This window comes from Streptomyces umbrinus (genome assembly GCF_030817415.1).
Classification (GTDB): domain Bacteria; phylum Actinomycetota; class Actinomycetes; order Streptomycetales; family Streptomycetaceae; genus Streptomyces; species Streptomyces umbrinus_A.
This window is the reverse complement of the sequence record NZ_JAUSZI010000002.1, coordinates 9,201,698-9,221,822: the sequence shown is the minus strand read 5'-3', so window position 1 is coordinate 9,221,822 and position 20,125 is coordinate 9,201,698. Positions and strand designations below refer to the sequence as shown.

Below are 20,125 nucleotides of genomic sequence, written 5' to 3'. Positions count from 1 at the left end.
GGACCTGGACGTGCCGTTGACCGCTCAGCGTGTCGCGGAGGTGTTCAACCCCCGGGCCGGCGTGGTGGGTTCGGGGTGGTTCATCACGCCGCAGCTCGTACTCACGGTGTGGCACGCGGCCGCGGGCACGGCACCTGTCGGCGAGACCGCTCCCGGTGCCCCACCGCCTCGCCGCTCCCTGTCCCCGGCGGCGCTGGACGAGCTGTCCGAAGGCCGCGACCCGTGCCGGGTAAGGGCGTTGGCGGACGCCTCCGCGGGGCGGCCGTTCCGGAACGCGGTGACGGTGTGGTGGCGGCCCGAGTGCGATGTGGCGCTGCTGCTGGTCACCGAGGACGCCCACCAGGCGACGCCGACGGCAGGGTGGGCGACGACGTACTGGGCCGATCTCGTCTCCGCCGACCCGGTCGAGGTCACCGCCGTCGGCTTCCCCGACCACGATGTGGTGGACAGGGTGCGTGAGTCCCGGCAGTTCGGCGGGGTGGTGCACCCGCTGTCGGGGGTGCGGTCCGGGCACTGGGTCATCACGACCGGCGCGCTCGCGCGGCCGATGCCCGGCAGCGGCTGGGCGGGGATGTCGGGGGCCGCGCTGTTCGCCGGGGACCGGCTGGTGGGACTTGTCACCGCCGACGCCGGTGGCGGTTCCGGACCCGTCGCCGAGCTGCGGGCCGTGCCCGCGCGGACGTTCGCGGACGATCCGCTGCTGGCGGAGTGGATCCGGTGGGCCGGCGGAGCGGGCGCCTGGGCGCACGGGCGGATCGAGCGGCCGGAGCGGGATCCGGGGCGGGCCGACTCCGGTGACGGCACGCGGCTCCAGGGCACGGACGGTCGCCGGAGCACCTCGCCGAGGCCGCCGGGCACCAAGGGACGGTTCTGGCGCCGGGGCCACCGTCCGCTGCTGCCGCCCGAGTTGCTCGCCGCCGCTCCCGCACCCGACGCGGTACGGGACCGGGGCGGTCTCACCTACCGGGCCGCCGAGCCCGGCGAACTCGCGCGCGTCTACACCCAGCAGCGGCTCGACACCACCGCCGACCGGGACGCCCAGGCCCCGGCCGGGCCTCTCCGGGTCACCGGGCAGCCGGTGTCCGTCAAGCGGCTCCTCACCGATCCGACCGTCCGCCACATCGTCGTCACCGGGGAGGCGGGGGTCGGCAAGTCCAGCCTGCTGGAGTACGTGGAGGCCACGGCCTGGCAGTGGTGGCGGGGCGCGACACGGGCGGACGGACCGGACGGGGCGCCGTTCGGCCCGCTGCTCCCGCTGCGGATCGCCGCGCGCGAGCTCGTGGGGCACGACTCGATCGCGTCGGCCGCGGGGCCGGCGGCACGGGCACTGCTGGACGCGGAGCCACCGGTGCCGGGCGCGCGGGTGCTGGTGATGGTGGACGCGCTCGACGAGGTGACCGGGCCCGAGGACTGGCGGCAGGTCATGGAGGTTCTGCTCGCCGCGGCCCGGGAGAGCGCGAGCGGGCCCGGCATGGAGCGCCGTCTGCTGCTGTCCGCGCGCAGCCTGCACGACAGCGCCTGGCGCGGCCTGGCCGGCGCCGGAGCCACGGAGTTCCGGTTGCAGCCGTTCACCGTCGAGCAGCTGCGCCGATTCGTGATGGCCCATCAGACGGGCGGCACCGAACGACTGTTGGACCCCGAGGTCCACGAGCGGGCCGCGGCGCGGGCGGCGGAGTTCCTGGCGTACGTACGGGGCAACGGCATGCTCGACCTGGTGCGGCTGCCCCTGCTCGCGCATCTCGCGGTCGGCCAGTACTTCGACCCGGGCGGCGAACCGCGCGTGCAGACCCGCAGGGTCGATCTGTACGCCCGCGCGGTGGCGGAGTTCCTCGGCCGCTTCCCGCAGCGGCAGAGCCCGTACGAACCCCATCTGCGGGACCGGATCGAGGAGTTGCTGGGCAGGCTGCGCGAGCGGCACGCGCGGGAGGCCCCGCGGCACGCCGCCGTCACCGTCGCGCTGCGCGGCTTCCTCGGCGACCTCGCCGACACGTATCTGCGGCACGGCACACCGATCGTCGGCGCCGCCACGGGACTGCTGGCCGACCCGGCCGACCCCATCGAACCCGCCGACGGCGACCCGTACCGGCGCCGGGCGGTGACCGCGCTGCTCGAAGCCACCGGGGTGGTCGTCGACGTCCATACGGCTCATCCCCGTTTCCTGCACCGCACGTTCGCCGAGTACCTGGCCGCGGAGCACCTCCGGGACCGCTACGGCACCGATCCCGCCACCTGGGGCGACGCCCTCTCCGACGCCGACACCCGGGTCGCCGCGCTGTTCGCCTTCGACCGACATCCGCCCGACGTGCGGCGCGGGATCACCAGCGAGCTGGCCGCCGATCCCGAACGGGTCGAGCAGGCGGCGTCGCTGCTGGCGGAGGGCATGTGCGACGAGGACACCCGCGGCCGGATCCTCGAACTCCTGTGGCGCCGCACCGACGAGCAGGAGCGCGATACGGCCCCGGTCGTCCGGAACTGGCGCGGGACCCACTCCTCGCTCGCGCATCTGCCGCAGCAGCAGCGCCGGCTGCACGACATGGCGACCGATCCCCGATCGGTGCCCGTGGACCGGATCAACGCCGCCGGAGCCCTGGCCGGTCACGACCCGCGCGGCACGGACCTGCTGAGGACCTTCGCGCACGACGGCTCGTATCCACTCGACCTGCGGATCGCCGCGGCGTGGTACCTGGCCCACATCGACCGGGAGGAGGGCACGGAGCTGCTCGCCCGGTTCGCGGACGACGCTCCGTCCCGCCAATGCGCCGTGGCCGCCGCCCGGCTGGCCGACCACGACACCTCCGCGGGTACGTCCCGGCTGCGCGCCCTGGTCGCCGACCCGCGCTGCCCCGACGTGGCCAAGGTCGACGCGGCCATCGCGCTGTGCGCCCACGACCCGACGGCCGGGACCGACTGGCTACGGCGGTTCGCCGCCGACGAGCGGTTCTTCGCGGACAGCCGGGTGTACGCGGCCGACGCGCTCGCCTCGTCGGCCGAGGACGACGGCCGGCCCCGGACCGAGGCGACGCTGCTCCTGGAGCGCATCGCCCGCGACGAACGGGTCGACGCCGGCTACCGCGTCGAAGCCGCGCACCGCCTCGCCCGCTACCGGGCCGACGCGGGCACGCTCCTCCTGCGCGACTTCGCCGACGGCGCCCTGCACGGCCGCTACGGCTGCGACGCCGCGGTGCTGCTCGCGCAGCACGACCAAGCGGAAGGGGCTCGTGCACTGGACGCCATCGCCCGCTCCGCCGGCCAGGAACCCCAGCACCGGCTGCGCGCGGCACTTGAGCTCGCCCACTACGAACCGGCCGACGGGGAGGCCCGGTTGGCCGCGCTGTCCCGGGAGCCGGGCTGGGACGACGGCCCGCGCATCCGGGCCGCCGCGCTGCTCGCCGGACGCAACCGGGAGGCGGGGCTGCCTCTTCTGCGGTCGTACGCCGTCGAGTCGACCGACGAGGTCCGTGTGGTCGCCGCGCACGCCCTCGCGGACGTGGACCGTGAGGAGGGGCTGCGGCTGCTGCGGGAACTGGCCGAGTCACCGGAGGCCGGCCGCTCCGTACAGGTCCGTGCGGCCAACGCCATGGGCGACTTCGACCCGCGGTTGAAGGACGCGACGCTGCGCAGGCTCGGGGTGGACATCAAGCCGGGCGGCTGGTTCTCCACCTGACAGCCTGTCGGTTCTCCACCTGACAACCTGTTCGTTCTCCACGTGACAACGTGCTGGTTCTCCACGTGACAACGTGCTGGTTCTCCACGTTCCCCACGTGACAACACGCTGGCTCTCGCCGTGACACCTGCGACAAAATATGTCCGGACGGTGACCAGGGGTGGAAGCTCACCAACGGGGAGGCGGCACACAGTGATCCCGCGCATCGACGGCGGTACGGATCCGATCGGCATGGCGCGCAAGGTGGCGCGCAAGGGCGACTGGCGCACCCTGTGGTGGCTGATCCTCTCCCTGCCACTGCCCCAGGCCGCGGGCGCGGCGGCCCATCTGAAACGCCGCAAGTGGGACCCGCCGTCCGACGCCGACGCCCGGTTGGCGGACGTGCTCACCGGGCTCCCGCCCAGGGAGGCGACCAGGCTCGGGGCGGAGTTGTTCGACCGTACGACCCACAGGCTGTCCGACACGCTGGGCTTCGCCAGCCCGGTGGGCTTCTCCGTGCGTCATCCGGTCGTGGCGCTCGACCTCAGGGGCCGCGACGCGCACACCTCGCGCGTCGTCACCGTCGACCGGACGGGCGTGCGGTCGACGCTGTACGAGGGGCCCGCGCAGCACTGGTCGCTGTGCGCCATCGACAGCGAAACGGTCGTGGCCCGGCGGGAGTTCGACAGCGGGGGCTACCGCGGCGACACGGAGGTCGTCGAGTACACACCCGGCCGGGAGGCCGTACTGGCCCAGGGCAGCGGCCTGTTGGACGCGGTGGTGGAGGCGACCGCGACGGGTTTCGTGATGGGCACGAAGCTGAACGGCGTCGCCTTCGCCCTCGCGGACGGCGAGCAGGAACAGCTCAATCTGCGGGAGTTCGGCCTCCGGCGTGCCGACCTGTTCGCCGTCGACGCCACCGGCACCCGGATCGCCTTCGCGGACGACACCCGGATCCTCGTCACCGACAGCAGACTGCAGCCGATGCACGACATCGTCGTGGAGTCCCTGCGCCACGGCTCGATCAACGCGATCACCTTCACCGAGGACTCCATCGTCACGGCCGGCTACGACAAGGGCCTGTACCGCTGGCAGGTCATCGGCGGCCGTCTCCGCGGACTGCACGACGGCTGGCACTCGTCACCGCGTACGTTCTTCCGGCTCAACCCGGTGGCTCCGTGGAACCTTCTGGTGGCGGAGGGCGGCAACGTCAACTACCACTACGACATCGCCACCCTCGAACGCTCCCCGGCCCCGCCCTTCCTGGTGCAGGCGGGGCCCGACAGCAAGGACGACGATCTGGCGCTCCCGCGCGCCGTCGGAAAGTTCGCGTCGTCGCCGTACGGACGGCTGGCGGTGTACGAGGGCATGCTCGCGCTTTCCACGAGGAACTCGTCGACGGACTTCTACTCGACGATCGTCCAGGACCTGGAGCACCCGCTCAACCTGCTGATGAAGCCGCTCTCCACCCTCACCGCCGCCGACGCCGACCGGGCCCGCCCGCACCTGGACGCGCCGTCGGGCACGCCGGACACGTACGCCCTCACCGCCACCGAGCGGGCGGTGCTGGCGGCGGCGGTCGAGGCGTGCGCGTGGGCGCCGAAGGTGACCGGCGGCTGACCCTCGGCCGGGTCCGCGGCTCGTTCGCGGCCCCGGCGCGGCCGCGGCTCGTTCGCGGCCCCGGCGCGGCGGGCCGCCGGTCAGTCGCCCGACCTGGGCACCTTCAGCGCGTCCCACGTGACCTTGCCCGGGATGCCGTCCGCGTCCTTGCCCTTGAAGCCCCGCTTCTGCTGCCAGGCCGCGTAGGACTTGCGGTCGGCCTCGGTCCAGTCGGGGCTTGGGCCGCTCTCGTAGCGACCGCAGCCCTCGGCGACGAGACGGCGGCCCATGGCCGTGATCACGGCGGACTTCTGGCCGATGTGGAAGAAGCCGCCGCCCGGGAAGGGCTCGTACGACGGTTTGGGCGCGGGCTTCGGGTCGGGGGCCGGCTTGCCGCTGTCGCCCTTGCCGCGCAGCCGCTCGGCTATGCGCTTGCGCATGCCGTCCATCGTGAATCCGCGCGGGTCCTGCTTGCCGGGCTGCCACTCCTTGTGGCCGATGACGGAGCGCTCGGTCCACCCGTGGGCGCGGCAGATCGCGGCGGAGACCTTCTCGATGGCCTCCTTCTGGGCCTCGGGCCAGGGGTCCTTGCCGTTGCCCAGGTTGATGCACTCGAAGCCGTAGAAATGGCGGTTGCCGTCGGTGTCGGCCTCGTTGTCGGCAGGCAGCTTCGACTCGTTGATCACCGCGCGCAGGACGTCTCCGTCGCCGAGGCCCGCATGGTTGGCGCGGCCGTTGCCGACCAGGTGGACCTGGCCCTTCTTGTCGATGACTCCGTGGCACAGGGGTCCGGGCAGGCCCGAGTAGCCGTCGTAGCAGATGTCGACGGAGGCGGCGGTGCCGGAGGTGACGGTGTGGTGGATCATCACGCCGTTCATCGGACCCCAGGGGCCCTTCGAATTGCGGTTGTGGCGGCGCCAGTTGCGCACCTCGTGGACCGTGAGGCCCTCGGCGCGCAGGATCTCCACCAGCTTGGACGCGGTCAGGGGCTTCGCCATTACTTGTCTCCTTCCACGGCTGCCTCCGCCTCGGCGGTGGTCTGCGACCTCCCGCCGGAGGGGTCGGCCTCCGCTGCCTGTTCCTCCTGTCGCGCCCGGGTCTCCGCCGCGAGCGTCGCCTCGTCCGCCGCCGGGATGCTGCTGGCGAGCGGGCCGAAAGCGAGCCGCAGGTCCAGGGCCTCGCCCTCGCCCTTCACCAGGGCGAGCGGCGCGAAGTGACGGGCGATGCCCGCCGGACCCTGGAGCAGCGGGCGGCGCGCCGGGTCGACCGGCCACTCGACGCTACCGGTGGCCGTACGGGCGGGGACGATCCAGTGGTCGCCGGTGCGGTACGTGCCGCCCTTGGCGAAGTAGACCTCGACACCGTCCTCCAGGGGCAGCCACTCCCCCTCGGTGACCGGAACCGCCCCGCCCCGCAAGGTGGTTGACCCGCCCTTGCGCCTCGGGCCCTCGTGGTGGTCCCAGCGGCGCAGGAACGGGTGCAGGTGCGGGAGGCGTCCGACGCCCGGCTCCGGCTCGGCGGACAGGCGTACGCGTCGGCCGGGCAGGTCCAGTTCCTCGACCCTGAGCAGCGGGAGGGGTTCGAGGCGGGAGGCGTACGCGGTGTCGGTGAACTCCACCCGGTCGCCGACGTCCAGGTCCAGCTTGTCGTCGTGACCGAGGGACGCCAACTGGACCCAGGTGCCGTCGAGTTCGTCGACCGCGAAGACCACGGAGCCGTTCTCGCGGGACCACTTGAAGGTGGCACCCTTCTTCGACTCGCCCCCCTTGGCCCCCTCGCCGGGCGCGCCGCCCTCGTGGACCTCCACGCGGTACAGCTGGTTCTCGGGGCCGCGGTAGCGGGAGTCCGGCCTGACCAGGCAGGGGTCCTCGTCGGCGTGGTCGGGCCGTTCGGCGCGGGCGGCGAGGCGGGCCGTGGGCGCGGCCTGCTTCTGCGCCCAGCGGGCGAAGGCCGCGCGGACGACCTCCTTGGACGGCTCGGGCTCCTCGGTCTCCAGCTCGTCGAGGGCCAGCGGCAGGACCTGCCAGACGACCTTGGCGCGGGCGGCGGTGTCCGGCATGGCCGCACCGAGCGCGACCTCGCGCAGCGCCGGGTCCTCGGCCGCGGTGACCGAGCGCTCCCACACCTGGAGGTAGACCACGAAGGGGGCCTGGGCGGGCGAGGGCAGCCGGTCGCCGGGCTTCTCCGGGTCGCGGTATCCGTCGGGCTGGTCCCAGTAGGTCCAGTACGCGGGCGGCTGCGCGGAGTCCTGCGCCTTCTCCTCCTCCTCGTCGCCCTCGTCGGGTACGGGGACGCCGGGGGCCGGGCGGCCCGCGTCGCACAGGATGCCGTCGACGTAGTAGCGGCCGCCGTGGATGTGCAGGGTGTCGATGTCGTGCTTGCCGCCGACGTACTCGATGCGGAAGCCGGCGGCGTCGCGCGGGCCGCCGTGCTGCCCGATCAGGTCGGCGGTGAGCGCGCGGGCCTGGTACAGCTGGATCGCGGTCTGCTCGTTGGCGTCCGCGTCGAGCTGGACGCGGCCCTGCTGGGCGATGACCGCGGAGTAGTGCCGCTCCGGGCGGAACGTGGAGCGGGAGAGGTCTGCGTGCATGAAGGGGATCCCCCTGGTTCAGGAAGTGCGTGCGGGTTCTGGGGCTCGTCGAGCCGGGTGGGCGTCGAGCCAAGTGCGCGTGGAGGCAGGCGGGGGTCAGGTCACGAAGAAGATCCCCGCGTCCGTCCCCGTGGGCGTGTACTCCGCGAGCCGTGCCCGCAGGCTGTCCTCGCGCTGCGGCCGGTACAGGTCGTGGAAGGCGCCCAGTTCGGCCCCGTCCTCCGCGCCGCGCCGGATCTCCTCGGCACACCGGTCGGCCAACAGCCCGTACCAGGGCGTCCCGTAGCGCTGGGAGGTGAACAACGGCCGTACGCGGGCGGCCTGTTCGGGGCCGGCCAGGTCCGGCTGGCAGCGGTGGCGGCGTGGCGTACGGGACCCGGTCGGCACGTACGAGAAGCGGACGCAGCCGATGCCCCGGCGGGCCACGTGGAGCCGTCCGGTGAAGACGGAGTTCTCGGCGATCCGGACCGCGTGCGTGTGGATCTCGCCGATGACGGTCGTCCGGTGCAGGTGCAGGACGGCGTGGGCGTGCCGGCAGTCGGGGGCGGAGAGTGCCTCGCGGTCGTCGGCGGTGGCGTCGAGGACGCTGTCGCGGAGGTGGATGTCGAGGGGTTCCTCGGAGACCTCGTCGCCGATGACCTCGATCGTGCCGAGGATGCTGTGCTCGACCTGGAGGCACGCGGTGGTGCGCTCCAGGACGATGCTCGGCTCCTCGGGCGAGTGCGGATCGCACTCCGGCTCCAGCGACCAGCCGGGCACGAGCGTCGAGTGCCGTACGACGACCGCGCCCATCGGGCCCGTGACGTTGATGCCACGGCCCGCGACGAGCAGCCCGTCGAGCACGATCCGCGGTCGCTCGCCGGGGGCGCAGTCCTCCGACACCGCACGGATGTTGAGGGCGTCGGGGCGGTTGCTGTACCAGTCGAGAAGCCGGATCACCGGCCGCGTGCCCTCGGCCGCGCGCAGTTCGAGCCGGTCGCCCGGGTCGAGGTCGAAGTCCAACTGCTCCTGGTACGCGCCGCTGTGGGTGATCTCGATGATGCCCTCGGGACCGCAGCGGCCTGCCCGGCGGTCGTTCTGCCAGGCCCGGTAGGCGTCCATGATCTGCCGGTACGTCTCGCCGGGGCCGACCCGGTAGAACTCGGCGTCCGGCCTGGACTCACGATCGCGTACGTACTCGCCGCCGCCCATGTCCGCGCCGAACCCGTAGTGGTAGTCCACCCAGACGCCCTTGCGGGGTGCGGTGCGGGCGCCGAAGGCGATCCGGCCGAGCTCCGGGTCGACCGCGACCTGCCCGCGCTTGGGCCGGTAGCGCCAGTCCGACAGGTCGGCGACCACGATGTCCGAGGGCGGCACGGGCCGGTCCTCGCCGTCGCGGCGGATCACGAAGCTCTTGCCGGGGCCGTAGTAGTCGGCGAGGCGGTCGTGAAGCTGACGGCGGCGGATGAAGGCCGGGACGTTGTCGATGGTCGCGATGTGGGTGGGCGACGGCTCCGGGACCGGCCTGGTGACCAGCGGGGTGTCGTTGCCGAGGATCGAGAAGCTGTAGAGGTTGCGGGCCCGGTCGATGCAGTATGCCGGTGAGGACGTCAGCGAGTACGCCTTCAGCCGCCACACGAAGAGTCCGACCCCGGCCGGGCTCCAACCCCCTTGCCGGTGACGGGAGTCGGCCCTGCGGACGTCGACCGAGCGGGCCACCGCGCCGAAGGGGCCGCCCGCCAGGTCGAGCGCGGAGCTGTCCCTGAGGTCGACCGTGCGGCCGCGTGTCCCGCGCCCGGCGCCACCGGTCCCGTACAGCTTCACGGGCTGCTGGTGGGAGACGTGGCGGGAGAGTTCGACGGCGCGTGCGGGCCAGTCGGCCACCCGCTCGGAGAGTTCTTCGAGGAGGTGGAGGGTGCCCTTGCGGCGGCGGTTGCCGACGGTCGCGGCGACATCGCGGCGCGGAGCGACGGCCTCGGTGAGCGCGGCCGAACTCCCGCCCCGCAGACCGGTGGTGAGGACACGCTCGTAGCCGGGCAGCGTGCGGTAGCCGACCAGGTCGCCGAGGTACGGCAGCACCCAGGGGGCCGCCGTCTCGACGAACAGGTCCTCGTAGCCCTGCTCGACCCCGTCGCGTACGAGGTCGAGTTGCTCGGCCATGACGGCGAGCAGGGCACGCAGTGGTTCGCCCTCCTGGGCGTCGCGCAGCCGGTGCCACTGGGGCAGCAGCTCGGCGAGTCCGTCCGGCTCCCTGGCCATCACACGGCCTCCGTCTCGAACTGGACGTCCGGGAACGTCACAGACATCGCCGCCATCACTTGACCTCCGTCAGAATCAGGGTGTCCGCGGCCTTCGGCGACAGCAGTGCGAGCTGGGCCGGGCTGATGCCGCGGAAGACGTACACCGAACGGTCCTTCGCCAGGCGGCGGGTGTCGGTGATGTCGGGGTTCAGGCGCAGGAGTTCGGCGAGCGGGACCCAGTGCCGGGCACAGACTTCCGAGAGCGTCTCGCCGTCCTTCTTGCGGACGGTGTGGACCTTCTCGTCGTACGTCGCCCCGCGCGCCGGTACCGACGCCTTCGGCAGGCCCGGGTTCGCGAGGAGCCTGGTGAGTTCCTCGGCGGTCGCGGAGGCGGGGACGCCGGTGAAGACGTCGACGTCCATGTAGTCGACGCCGGGCACCTGGTGGGCCGTGGCCAGGATGTCGGAGAGGCGGGCGGGCTGCCCCAACTCCCGTCCTTCATATCCGAGTCGGCGCAACAGGGCTTGGCGCAGGCGGGGTTCGACGATCTGCCAGGTGTGGTCGGGTGCCACCTTCACCTTCGCGGCGACGAGGAGCGCGACGAGTTCACGGACGTCCACGCGGACCGGGAGGTTCGGGTCGCCGTACTCGGTGAGCGCGCCGCGCAGGGCCCGCAGCAGGTCCGAGTCCTCGGCGATCGGCACGTCGTCCGTGCCCGCGACCGTCACGTGCAGCACGCGCCGCCGTCCGTCGAAGAGTTCGCGCGCGGCGGCCCGGCCGATGCCGGCCCGGGAGCGGGCGAAGTCCTCGTAGTCGGTCTCCGAGACCAGACGGTCCAGGGCCGAGACGGCCAGCGGGACCGTGCGCCGGGTCAGTCCGGGGCCGTCGGCGTCGGCGCCGCCCGTGGCGGAGCGCGGGTTGGTGACCGCGGTGACGCCGAGGGGGCGGGTGAGCGCCTGGGTGATGCGGCCGGCCGCCACGTTGGCGGCCCTGCCGGTGCCGAAGCGGTAGCGGGCACGGATGTTCTCGTGGCCGCTGGGCAGTCGGGCGCCGTGGACGCCATCACCGAAGGTCACGGTGGTGCGGCCGTCGGCGGTGGTCCCGGTGATGAACACGCGCTCGCGGGGGCCGCGCCCGGCGAGGCTGTCGACCTCGTGCCAGAGCACTCCGTCGACCCGCACCTCCAGGACGGGGGTGGCGCCCAGGGGGTTGTCGTCGGCGAGCCAGGTCAGCGGGGACTGCCAGAGCCCGAACGTCTGGTTCGTACGGTCCGAATCGCCGCTGCCGATCGGCTCGTCCCGGCCCTCGCCGTGGGTCGCCTCGACCACGTTGCCGAGGATCCGCACGGTCTCGCGGCGGAAGCGGTACGCGAGGTCCGCGGTGAGCGTCAGCTTCGTGTGGACGTGGTCGCCGGGCAGTTGGGGATCGACGGCCGGGTCGGCGGCCGCGATGGTGACGACCTCGGTGGCCTGCACGGCTGCCACCCCGGGGATGTCGCTGCGCTCGCCCGCGACGATCAGCGTGCGGCCCGGCCTCAACCCGTCGTACAGCTCGGCGAGTTCGATCTCGTTGCCGTGCACGTCCTCGCCCAGCGGCTCGTCGGCCAGGCGCAGCGGCTCGCCGTCCGCGTGGACGGTGGTGTCGCGGATGTGCGAGAGCAGGACGTCGAACTCGTCCAACCACGGTTCCGCCAGGACGAGTTCGGTCCCGCGCCCGGTGATCCCGTAGTTGGTGTACGCGGCCGTCCGCGCCGCCACGACCTTCGTGGTGACGAACGCGAGCTTCTTGTCGCCCGGGATGCCGCCCTCGGCTCCCTTGCCGGGCCGCTGGATCGCGACCCAGCTGCCGACCGTGATGCCGTCGTGCACCCGGTCCAGCTGCAGGACGCGGCGGTTGGTGGGCTCCGGCTTCGAGGCGATGACCACCTCCACGTTCGGAGCGGCGCTGCCCACGGTGTACGTGAGGCTCACTTCGTACTCGCCGTGCGTGAACCGCTCCGGGACGCCCGGCCGGAGGGCGACCTGCTCGGACGTGCCGTTGTGCACGCCCACGTGGACCAGGCCGTCCGCGTCCGGGCGGGACACGAAGAGCGTGCGGTTGGGCAGGCCCTCGCGGAGGACCGCGGTGACGCCGGGCTCCTGGGAGTCGGTGGGGCGCCGGTTGAGCCAGCTCAGCTCGCGGTCCTGGCCCGCACGGGTGGACAGGTCCACCTCGCCCGCGCCGAGGCGGAAGGTGACCGGCACCGCGACCGGCAGGTTCTCCGCACGCTGGTCGGAGCTGCTGCCCTCGACGTACTGGAACTCCGCCCGCACCGGGACCTTGCCCGCCGGGTCGAACACGACGCGCATGCTGACCAGGGCGGCACCGGTCAGGGGCCAGTCGGCGGTACGGATGACGCGGCCCCGGTCGTCCTGGACGGGCTTGAGCGGGGCCATGGCTCCGAAGGGTGCCGTGGTCACGCGCATCGCGAGGAGTTCCCGCAGGAGCCCCGGGGTGCCGGGGGCGGCGGCCGTCCGCCAGGCCGGGTAGAGGCCGGTCAGGCCGGGGTTCAGGGCCGAGAGCAGCCGGGCCGTGTCCGCGCCCGGGCGGCGGGGCCGGCCGGCTCCGGTGGTCGGTGCCGGGGCCCTGCCGCGGAGGGCGGGGAGGACTGAGCCGAGGGCTTGGAGGGCGGCTTCGCGGTGGCCCAGAGGGGTGGTCGGGGTGGCGAGGGCCGTCGGGCTCGCGGCGGCGAGAGCTGTCGGGCTCGGGGCGACGGCTGATGCCGGGCCCTGGCCGGTGGCCCCCGCCGAGCCCTGGTCGCCCGAAGCCGTCGTCGCGCCCTGCTCGTCGCCCGTCGGCGGCACCGGCTGCGAGGGCGCCAACTCCAGGGCGCGCTCGGCCAGTTCGGCGAGGACCGCCTCCAACTGCTCGAACCACGCCGCGACATCCTCGTACGGCGCCGCGAGGACCTGGGCCTCACCCAGGCGCGCCACGGGCTCGGCAAGACGGGCCGCGAGGCTCTCCGGGGTCTTGATCCCGTCCAGGTCGGCACGCAGGGGGGCGAGGACCTGGTCGTCGAAGTCCTCGATCAGGCGGCTGACCGGGCGCGGGTTGGGGACCTCCGGGGTGGGCGGCTCGTCGCCGGGGTCGCCCGGCGCCTCGGGTTCGGAGGTCCACCGCCGTACCTCGTCGACGAGTTCCCGGAGCGTGGGCGGGGCCGACTGGGCCAGACCGATCGCGGTGATCTCGTCGTCCCGGTCGATCCGCACCTTCGCGACGGGCAGCAACTTCGGCTCGGAGGCCGCCTGTTCACCGAAGACGAAGAGCAACTGGTCGCCGGTCTGGAGAGAGTTGGCCGTGCCCTCGACGAAGAGCTCCGAGCGGCGCTCCAGGTCCGCCGGGGTGACGAGGAACGGGCGGCGGCGCCGGACCTTCAGCTCGTTCCAGTCCCAGCGGGCCGTCAGGTCGCGGCTCGTCTCGAAGGTCTGCGACTCCTCGTCGGCCGACGCCGGCACGCTGTGGCTCTGCGCCCCGCGCGGGATCACCACGGGCAGCGTCTCGGCGCGCGGATCGCGTTCGAGGCTGTACGCGAGGTGCGTGGAGGCGGCGACGCCGGGGCGCGGCCGGTGTCCGACAAGTCGGCCGAGCAGCGCGAGCGAGCGGTGCTCGTTGGCCGTCCGCAGATAGGCCTCGTCGGCGATCCGCTCGGAGTGGAAGGTGAGCAGGTCACCGAGGACGGCCGTGGCGTCGAGCAGGCCGATCGCCGGGTCGTCGGGGGTGCGGACCGTGAGCCCCCTCAGGGCCGGGTACGCGGGCGAGGCGAGCCGGTCGAGCTGGGCGGCCAGGAAGGAGCCGTATTCGCCGACGCGGTAGTCGAGGGCCGTGCGGCCGGGCGGGTTGTGGAGCGGGGCGGGGGCGAGGCGCTCGTCGTGGCCTCCGCACGCGCCACCGCAATCGCACGTACCGCCGCCACCGCATGTGGCGCCGCCGGACACGCCGTCGCCGTACGCGCCGCCACCGGACGCGCCGTGGCCGCATGCGCCGCCGCAGGTGCAGTCGTCGTTCATCGGGCACCTCCGAGGGATATCGCGAGGCGGCCGTTCTCCGGCCGGTCGGGGTCGTTGTCGCAGGTGGCGATCTCCAGCGGGCCGAGCCGCAGCACGCCGTCCTCCCTCTCTCCTCGGTCCTCGTGGAACAGCCTTCGAAGCCATGTGACATGGACGCTCTCAACACCGGGCACCGCGGCCGCGACGGCGACCAGACGGCTCAGCCGGACCGGTTCGCCGAAGGTCAGCGCGTCCGGGTGGAAGAAGCCGAGCCGTCCGCCCGGGAGGCGGCCGTTGCCGAGTACGCGGTAGAGCTCGGCCAGGATCTGCCCGTGCTGGTGCCCCGGCTTGGCGCACACCTTCAGCTCGATGTCGAGCGGCACGAGCCGGGCGGGCGCGACCACGAGGTCGTGGCCGATGCGCCGGTACGCCTCCAGCGCCTGGGCCACCTCGGCGAGCAGCCCCTCCGAGGGGGCACCGGTGCCGTACGGGTCGACGGCGATGTGGGCCTCCTGGACGCTGCCGGTCCAGCGGATCGCGGCGGCGGCGCGCTGCACGCCGGGCAGGGCGGAGGCGAGGGCCGCGTAGTCCTCGGCGGTGACCGCTCGGAGGCGGGTGCGGCGCAGGTCGAGCGGGGCCAACTGGCGTACTTGCTCGACCGGTTCGGGCTCGGTGCCGCCGACGGCGGGCAGTGGGTTGCGTACGCCGGCCACGGGCGGTTCCGCGCGGTCGCCGTCGTCACTTTCATTGCACAGGACGAGGTGGTTGATGGCCTCCGCGCCGACGTTTCCGGCGGTGCCACCGCCGAGCCGGTAGCGGAGTTCGAGGCGGGCGCCGGGGGTCGGACGGGTGCCGTGGCGGCCGTCGCCGAAGCGGAGGGCGAGGCGTCCGTCGTCCTCCAGTTCGCCGACGAAGTGCCGGTCGCGGGGAGTGCTGTCGAGCAGGTCGCGGTGCGGCTCCCACACCACACCACGGTCGCCGTCGCCATCTCTGTCGCTGTCGCTCTCGTGGAGGCGTACGGCCGGGAGTGCCTGGCGCGGGTCGTGGCGGAGCGCCGCCGAGGCGGGGCCGCGCAGCACCAGCTCGTCCGGGTGCAGTCCGGCCGCGTACGCCGGTCCCCAACTGTGGGCGATCTCCCAGGCGATGTGGCCGTCGAGGACCGTTCCCGCGCGGGCCCGTGCCGTGAGCACCTCGACGCGGCGCAGCTTGGCGTCGAGCAACTGGTCGCTGCGGAAGAGGAGTTCACGCAGGGCGCGGACGGGGTGGAGGTGGAGTTCGAGGTGTTCCAGGGTCTTCAGGCCGTAGATCACGGTGAGTTCGGCGATCTCCTGCTCGCCGAGCCCGTCGCGGGCGCTGCGCCACAGCTCGACGAGCCGCTGCCTGACCCTTCCGGGGATGGCGGCGATCCGCTCGGCCTGGCCGCCGGCGACGGTCCCCGGGTCCGGGAACGGCACGGTCTGCGCCACGGGCGAGCGGCCGAGGACCGGCCGGAAGCGGGGCGCGACACCGGGGTACACGGACTGGGCGAGCAGGGTCCTCAGGGCCGCGACCTGCGCGTACGCCGTGCCAGGCACCACCCTTTCCTGCCGCTGCCCGGCGAGTTCCAGGCCCAGGCCGGCGCGTACGGTCGCGTTCTCGCCGACGACGTCGAACAGCTCGCGGATATCGTCAGGGGTGAGCGGGTCGCCGCATTCGGCCTTGTCCGTAAGGGAGTTGATGAGCCGGGCGGGCGCGTTGCCCTCGTCGCGGTCCCGGCAGCCGAAGGCGGGAGGGTCGCAGGAGCCGACGACGGCGGGTACGGGCGGCACGGTCACCGTCTCCGGCAGGCCGTCGCCGCACCAGTTCAGGGAGCGGCCGTGGTCGACGAGGACGACGTTGCCGCGTGCGAGCGTCACGTCCTCGACGGGCTCGCAGTCGCGTCCACCGCGCGTGGCGAGGCAGAACGGAAAGCGCAGCGCGTCCCCGGCGGCCCAGGTGACCTCCAGGACGGGCTGGTCCTCGATGCGGTCGACGCCCGGGGTGACGGAGGTCAGGCGCACGACCTGCCGGTGGGCGGGGTCGGCGTCGCCCGGGGTGCCGGTGCGCGGCCCCTTCACCTCCTCCAGTACGAGCAAGTCGCCGGGCTTCAGACCGAGTTGGCGCTCCTCACACGTCTCCGCGTCACGCCACTCGTCGCGCAGGGTCGCGGCGGTCGCGCCCTTCGGAAGGGAGGACACCTCGCCGCCCCAGGTCCACAGCCGGATCGCGTTGTGGGCGGCGCGCAGCTCCAACGGGTCGGCGGACACGACCGGTTCGAAGACCTCCACCGATCCGCGCTCGTCGAGTCCGGCGAGGTCCCCGTCGTCGATGACCGTGCCGGGCTCCGGACGGTCGTGCGGGTCGAGGGTGCGTACGTCGACGGAGGCGAAGCGGTACGTGCCCGGCAGCAGCGTGTGCTCGCCCGCGGTCTGCACGGTCACGTACGCGCGGGAGTTGGCGCCGTCGTGCATCGCGTAGTCGATGAGCCGGACATGGCGGCGTACGGAGACCCGGCGGCGCGCGGTGTCGAGGTACGCCTCCGTGGCGACCGCGTCCTGCTGGTAGCTGATCTGGTCGCCGGTGTACGCGAGCAGTTCGACGAGCGTCGTGCCCAGGTCGGCGGGGTTGCGCTCGATCCAGTCGGGCGTGGTGAGCGCGAGCCGGTCGAGGAGCAGCTTGCGGATGGTCTCGTAGTCGCGCGCGGTGTAGTCGACGACGGGCGCCTCGGGGAACTCCCGTGTCCCGTGGGGCTCTTCGGCGCAGTCGAAGGGTGTCGGGCAGTCGGGACGGAAGGCGAAGGTCGCGCTGTGGTAGCGCTGGTCGAAGCCTCGGTACGGCTCGGTCCCGGGGCGTCCGTACGGGTCGGTCTCCACGAGGGAGAGCCGGTAGCGGGAGGTGTCGCCGGCCTTGTCGAGGGTGACGTACAGCCGGTCGTCGAGTTCGGGGTCGTCCTCGCGCTCGACACTCAGGTCGACAACTGTGATGTCGGTGAGTCCGATGATGCGGCGGCCGCCGTCGAGGCGTACGTTCTCGGCGCACAGGCCGTGCGGGGCCTTGCCGAGGAAGGTGACGGTGAGCGTGAGGCCGTCGTCGCCGACCTCGACCGCGTCAACTCCGTTGAGCTGGGCGGCCCTTGCCTTCGCCCGCCGGGAGGTGGTGATCGTGACCGTCATGCCGCTGCCCTCCCTTCGAAGACGTCGTCGCGGCGCGTTCCGGTGGTGCGCACGGCGTACGAGAGATGCACGCGGATGGCGTTGTCCTCGCTGACCACGTCGAGGTCCTCCACGTCGATGAGGTCGCCGAGCCAGCGCTGCAAGGAGGCCTGCACGGAGAGTTCGAGGGTGCTGGTGAGTTCGGGGCTGTTGGGCGCGAACACCAGGTCGAGCAGTCCGCAGCCGAAGTCGGGGCGCATCACGCGCTCGCCGGGGCTGGTGAACAGCACCTGCTCGATCAGGTCGCGGACGTGCTCGTCGTGCCGGGCGTGCGCGGTGCGGCCCCGGCGGTCGGCCCGGAACGGGAACGCGATGTCACTGCGGGGGCGGGTGCGTGGGCTCATCGGACGGCCACCTTCCGGCGCTCGGCCTGGACGACGGGCGGCCCCTGCGGCACGAAGGCCGCCGTGAAGCACTCGGCCGCGCAGGTGTCGAGCAGCACGGACGCGCCGCCGACCGTGACGCCGGAGCCGTCGGCCGTCCAGCGGACGGAGACGCACGGCACGGGCACCCCGTCGACGGTGTGCGGGCAGCCGGTGACGGCGTACCCGTGCTCGGCCGTGGCGACGGGCATGCCGTCCATGAGCACGGCGGAGGTGGATGTGGTGGCGGTGGTGGCGCGGCCGCCGTGCGGGCAGCTGATCACGGCACCGGTGCCGAGCAGACCGCCGGATGCCCCTGTTGCGCTGGACACTTGATTCGTCCCCCGTCTTCCTATCGCTTCGAGAGCACGGTCAACTGGCCCTCGTTGATCGTCACTTGGTTGCCGCGCAGCAGGACCTCGGCGCCCGCACCGGTCGCGATGACCACGGCTTCCTTGGTGATGCGGATGTAGGCGCCGCCCTGGGCCTGGAGCAGGATTCCCTGGTCCGCGCCAGGCGGATCGCTCATCACGATCTTGTGCGCCCCGGGCGTCTGCACCACGACCGGTTTGGCCTGCGAGGCCGGCTGGACCAGGCGGCGCGCGTCCGGCGGCAGCTCGCTCTGGTCGCCGTACCAGCACCCCGTCCACACGGGGAAGCTGGGATCCCCCTGCTCGAACTCGACCCACACACCCGCTCCCGGCGGCGGCACCACGAACTGCCCCGCCTCCGGCCCGGTGAACGGCAGACAGGGCAGCGCCCACGTCGACGGCTCGTCGCCGAGGACGTCCGGGACCTCGACGGTGATCCGCCCGATGTGCAGCGGGTCGTTGTTGTCGATCACCCGGCCGCGGAACTTGCCGAGGTAGCGATTGCCGGTTGCCGCCATGCTGAACTGCTCCTGCTCTGTGGGGTGTTGCGGGGCCGTGCGTGCGGTTGTGGGTCAGGGCCTGACGTAGGCGCTGCGGGCTTCGAGACCCTCCCTGGAGAGGGTGAAGTTCTGCTGGTACGAGCCCGGGCGCAGCATGTGCGTGACGGACTTGACGTAGTAGTCGCCGTCGTACGCCCGCCCCGACCCGCGCACGCCGACCAGTTGGCGGGGCTGGAGGAGGTATCCGTGCCGGTTGACGTCGAGCGAGCCGGAGCCCGAGATGACGTCGGCGGACACGGCGGCCCTGGCGAGGAGTTCGGCCTCGGCCTGCTCGCGCTGCTGCTTGGCGGTACCGGCCAGCGTCCTGCGCTTGAGCGCCGGGGTCGGCCGCTTGCCGAGGGGCGGACGCAGCGGGCTGATCGGCGGCTGCGGGAGCAGCGTGGACTGCCGGGTGCCGGGGTCCTGCCAGCGGGCCTGCGGTTCCTCCCGCGCCGTGCCGTCGTACGCGAACGTCAGCTGGTCGACGGTGGAGTTGTTGTCCATGTTGACGTTGAGGGCGTGCTGGCGGATGCCGAGCCTGACCTCGGGGCCCCAACGGGCGGACGACTGGCCCGGGTTGGGGCCGGGCTCCAGATAGAACGTGTAGCCGTTGGCGCGGGCCAGCTCGTTGACGTACTGGAGGTCGGTGCCCGTCTGGTAGTGGACGCGGAGGTCCTGGTGCGGGGGCTGGGACACCTTCTCCGTGTAGACGTCCGGCCGGATGCCGTAGTCGGAGTACCGGCGCAGGATGGCCAGGACGCGCTGGGAGGGAGGGAGGTTGGGGTAGCGGTCGGTGCGCTCCTCCAGGTCCATGAGGAGGCTCAGGTCCTCGCCGGTGACGGTGAGCGTGGAGTGGCCCGGCTGGTTGCTGGCGCCCACCTCCTGCCGCACGATCAGGCCGTCGAGGAGTACCTCGGGCGTGCCTTTCACACTCACGGAGACGATGACGCGGGTCTTCGGGTCGAAGAACCCCTCCGGGAGCAGGGTGCGGTTGATGAGCCCGTTCTTGGTGAGGTCGAAGGCGAGCTGGAAGCCGCTGCGTTCTCCCGCGGTGGCGGTGATCTGGGCGGAGAGCAGGGCTTCCGTCACCTCCGCCTGGACGGGCCGGGTGAGCTTCGGTCCCATCTGGAGGGTGATGTGTACGGGGCCCCGGCCCACGGGGAGTTCAGACACGCCGGTCTCCCCGGTCCGCCCGCGGGAAGCCGCCGGCGAGCGGCACCTCGATGACGTTGCCCGCCTCGTCGGTCAACTCCCGTGGATCGAGTACGGGGTTGGCGTCGGCGATCTGCCACCACTGGGCGGGGTCGCCGAAGTAGCGCTGCCCGAGGAGGTCGGGGCGCTCGCCGCTGCTGACGGTGTGGCTCTGGCCCTCGTCCTCGGTCTCGGCCAACGGGGGCAGCAACCGGCGCTTGGTGTACCGGACTTCGGTCCCGTCCGCCTGTCGGTGGATCCCGATCTCGGCGTCGTGGTAGCGGCTGGTGCGGGGGTAGGGGTGGGCACCCGGGATCGCGTCCAGGGCGTTCTCGTACGGCTCGATGTCGGCCATG

Annotated in this window: 12 protein-coding genes; 2 read left to right on the top strand and 10 right to left on the bottom strand. The window is 73.0% G+C overall.

From position 1 onward, the window contains the following. Positions 1 to 10: 10 nt before the first annotated feature. Both QF035_RS40735 and QF035_RS40730 read left to right on the top strand, forming a co-directional pair. On the top strand, positions 11 to 3,664 hold the full coding sequence (locus QF035_RS40735; RefSeq protein WP_307526298.1) for an NACHT domain-containing protein: 3,654 nt from the start codon (positions 11 to 13) through the stop codon (positions 3,662 to 3,664). A gap of 192 nt (positions 3,665 to 3,856) precedes the next feature. Next, on the top strand, positions 3,857 to 5,263 hold the full coding sequence (locus QF035_RS40730) for a hypothetical protein (protein WP_307526296.1): 1,407 nt from the start codon (positions 3,857 to 3,859) through the stop codon (positions 5,261 to 5,263). An 80-nt stretch (positions 5,264 to 5,343) separates the two neighbouring features. On the opposite strand, the gene QF035_RS40725 is transcribed toward QF035_RS40730, so the two are convergent. From QF035_RS40725 to QF035_RS40680, 10 genes are all read right to left on the bottom strand, one after another. Beyond that, positions 5,344 to 6,240, bottom strand: coding sequence for a peptidoglycan-binding protein (locus QF035_RS40725; RefSeq protein WP_189840058.1), 897 nt, complete (start codon positions 6,238 to 6,240; stop codon positions 5,344 to 5,346). Continuing rightward, entirely contained in the window at positions 6,240 to 7,832 is a 1,593-nt protein-coding gene (locus tag QF035_RS40720; protein ID WP_307526293.1) for a DUF6519 domain-containing protein, read from the bottom strand. The genes QF035_RS40725 and QF035_RS40720 overlap by 1 nt, the downstream gene beginning before the upstream one ends. A 96-nt stretch (positions 7,833 to 7,928) precedes the next feature. After that, the gene (locus QF035_RS40715; RefSeq protein ID WP_307526291.1) at positions 7,929 to 10,070 is read right to left on the bottom strand and encodes a hypothetical protein; all 2,142 of its coding nucleotides are present in this window, start codon (positions 10,068 to 10,070) and stop codon (positions 7,929 to 7,931) included. 55 nt (positions 10,071 to 10,125) lie between these two features. After that, entirely contained in the window at positions 10,126 to 14,097 is a 3,972-nt protein-coding gene (locus QF035_RS40710; protein WP_307526289.1) for a putative baseplate assembly protein, read from the bottom strand. Beyond that, on the bottom strand, positions 14,094 to 17,267 hold the full coding sequence (locus QF035_RS40705; RefSeq protein WP_307526287.1) for a putative baseplate assembly protein: 3,174 nt from the start codon (positions 17,265 to 17,267) through the stop codon (positions 14,094 to 14,096). Before QF035_RS40705 ends, QF035_RS40710 begins: the two co-directional genes overlap by 4 nt. Next, positions 17,264 to 17,650 carry a GPW/gp25 family protein gene (locus tag QF035_RS40700; protein WP_307526285.1) on the bottom strand — a complete coding sequence of 129 codons (387 nt, stop codon included), beginning with the start codon at positions 17,648 to 17,650 and terminating at the stop codon, positions 17,264 to 17,266. The genes QF035_RS40705 and QF035_RS40700 overlap by 4 nt, the downstream gene beginning before the upstream one ends. Beyond that, positions 17,647 to 18,000, bottom strand: coding sequence for a hypothetical protein (locus QF035_RS40695; RefSeq protein WP_307526283.1), 354 nt, complete (start codon positions 17,998 to 18,000; stop codon positions 17,647 to 17,649). The genes QF035_RS40700 and QF035_RS40695 overlap by 4 nt, the downstream gene beginning before the upstream one ends. 20 nt (positions 18,001 to 18,020) lie before the next feature. Then, positions 18,021 to 18,557, bottom strand: coding sequence for a phage baseplate assembly protein V (locus tag QF035_RS40690; RefSeq protein ID WP_307526281.1), 537 nt, complete (start codon positions 18,555 to 18,557; stop codon positions 18,021 to 18,023). A 54-nt stretch (positions 18,558 to 18,611) separates the two neighbouring features. Beyond that, positions 18,612 to 19,751: a hypothetical protein gene (locus QF035_RS40685; RefSeq protein WP_307526279.1), complete on the bottom strand. Its 1,140-nt coding sequence runs from the start codon at positions 19,749 to 19,751 to the stop codon at positions 18,612 to 18,614. Next, a complete protein-coding gene (locus tag QF035_RS40680; protein WP_307526277.1) occupies positions 19,744 to 20,124 on the bottom strand; it encodes a hypothetical protein in 381 nt (126 codons plus the stop codon). Before QF035_RS40680 ends, QF035_RS40685 begins: the two co-directional genes overlap by 8 nt. Between the last annotated feature and the right edge of the window lies 1 nt (position 20,125).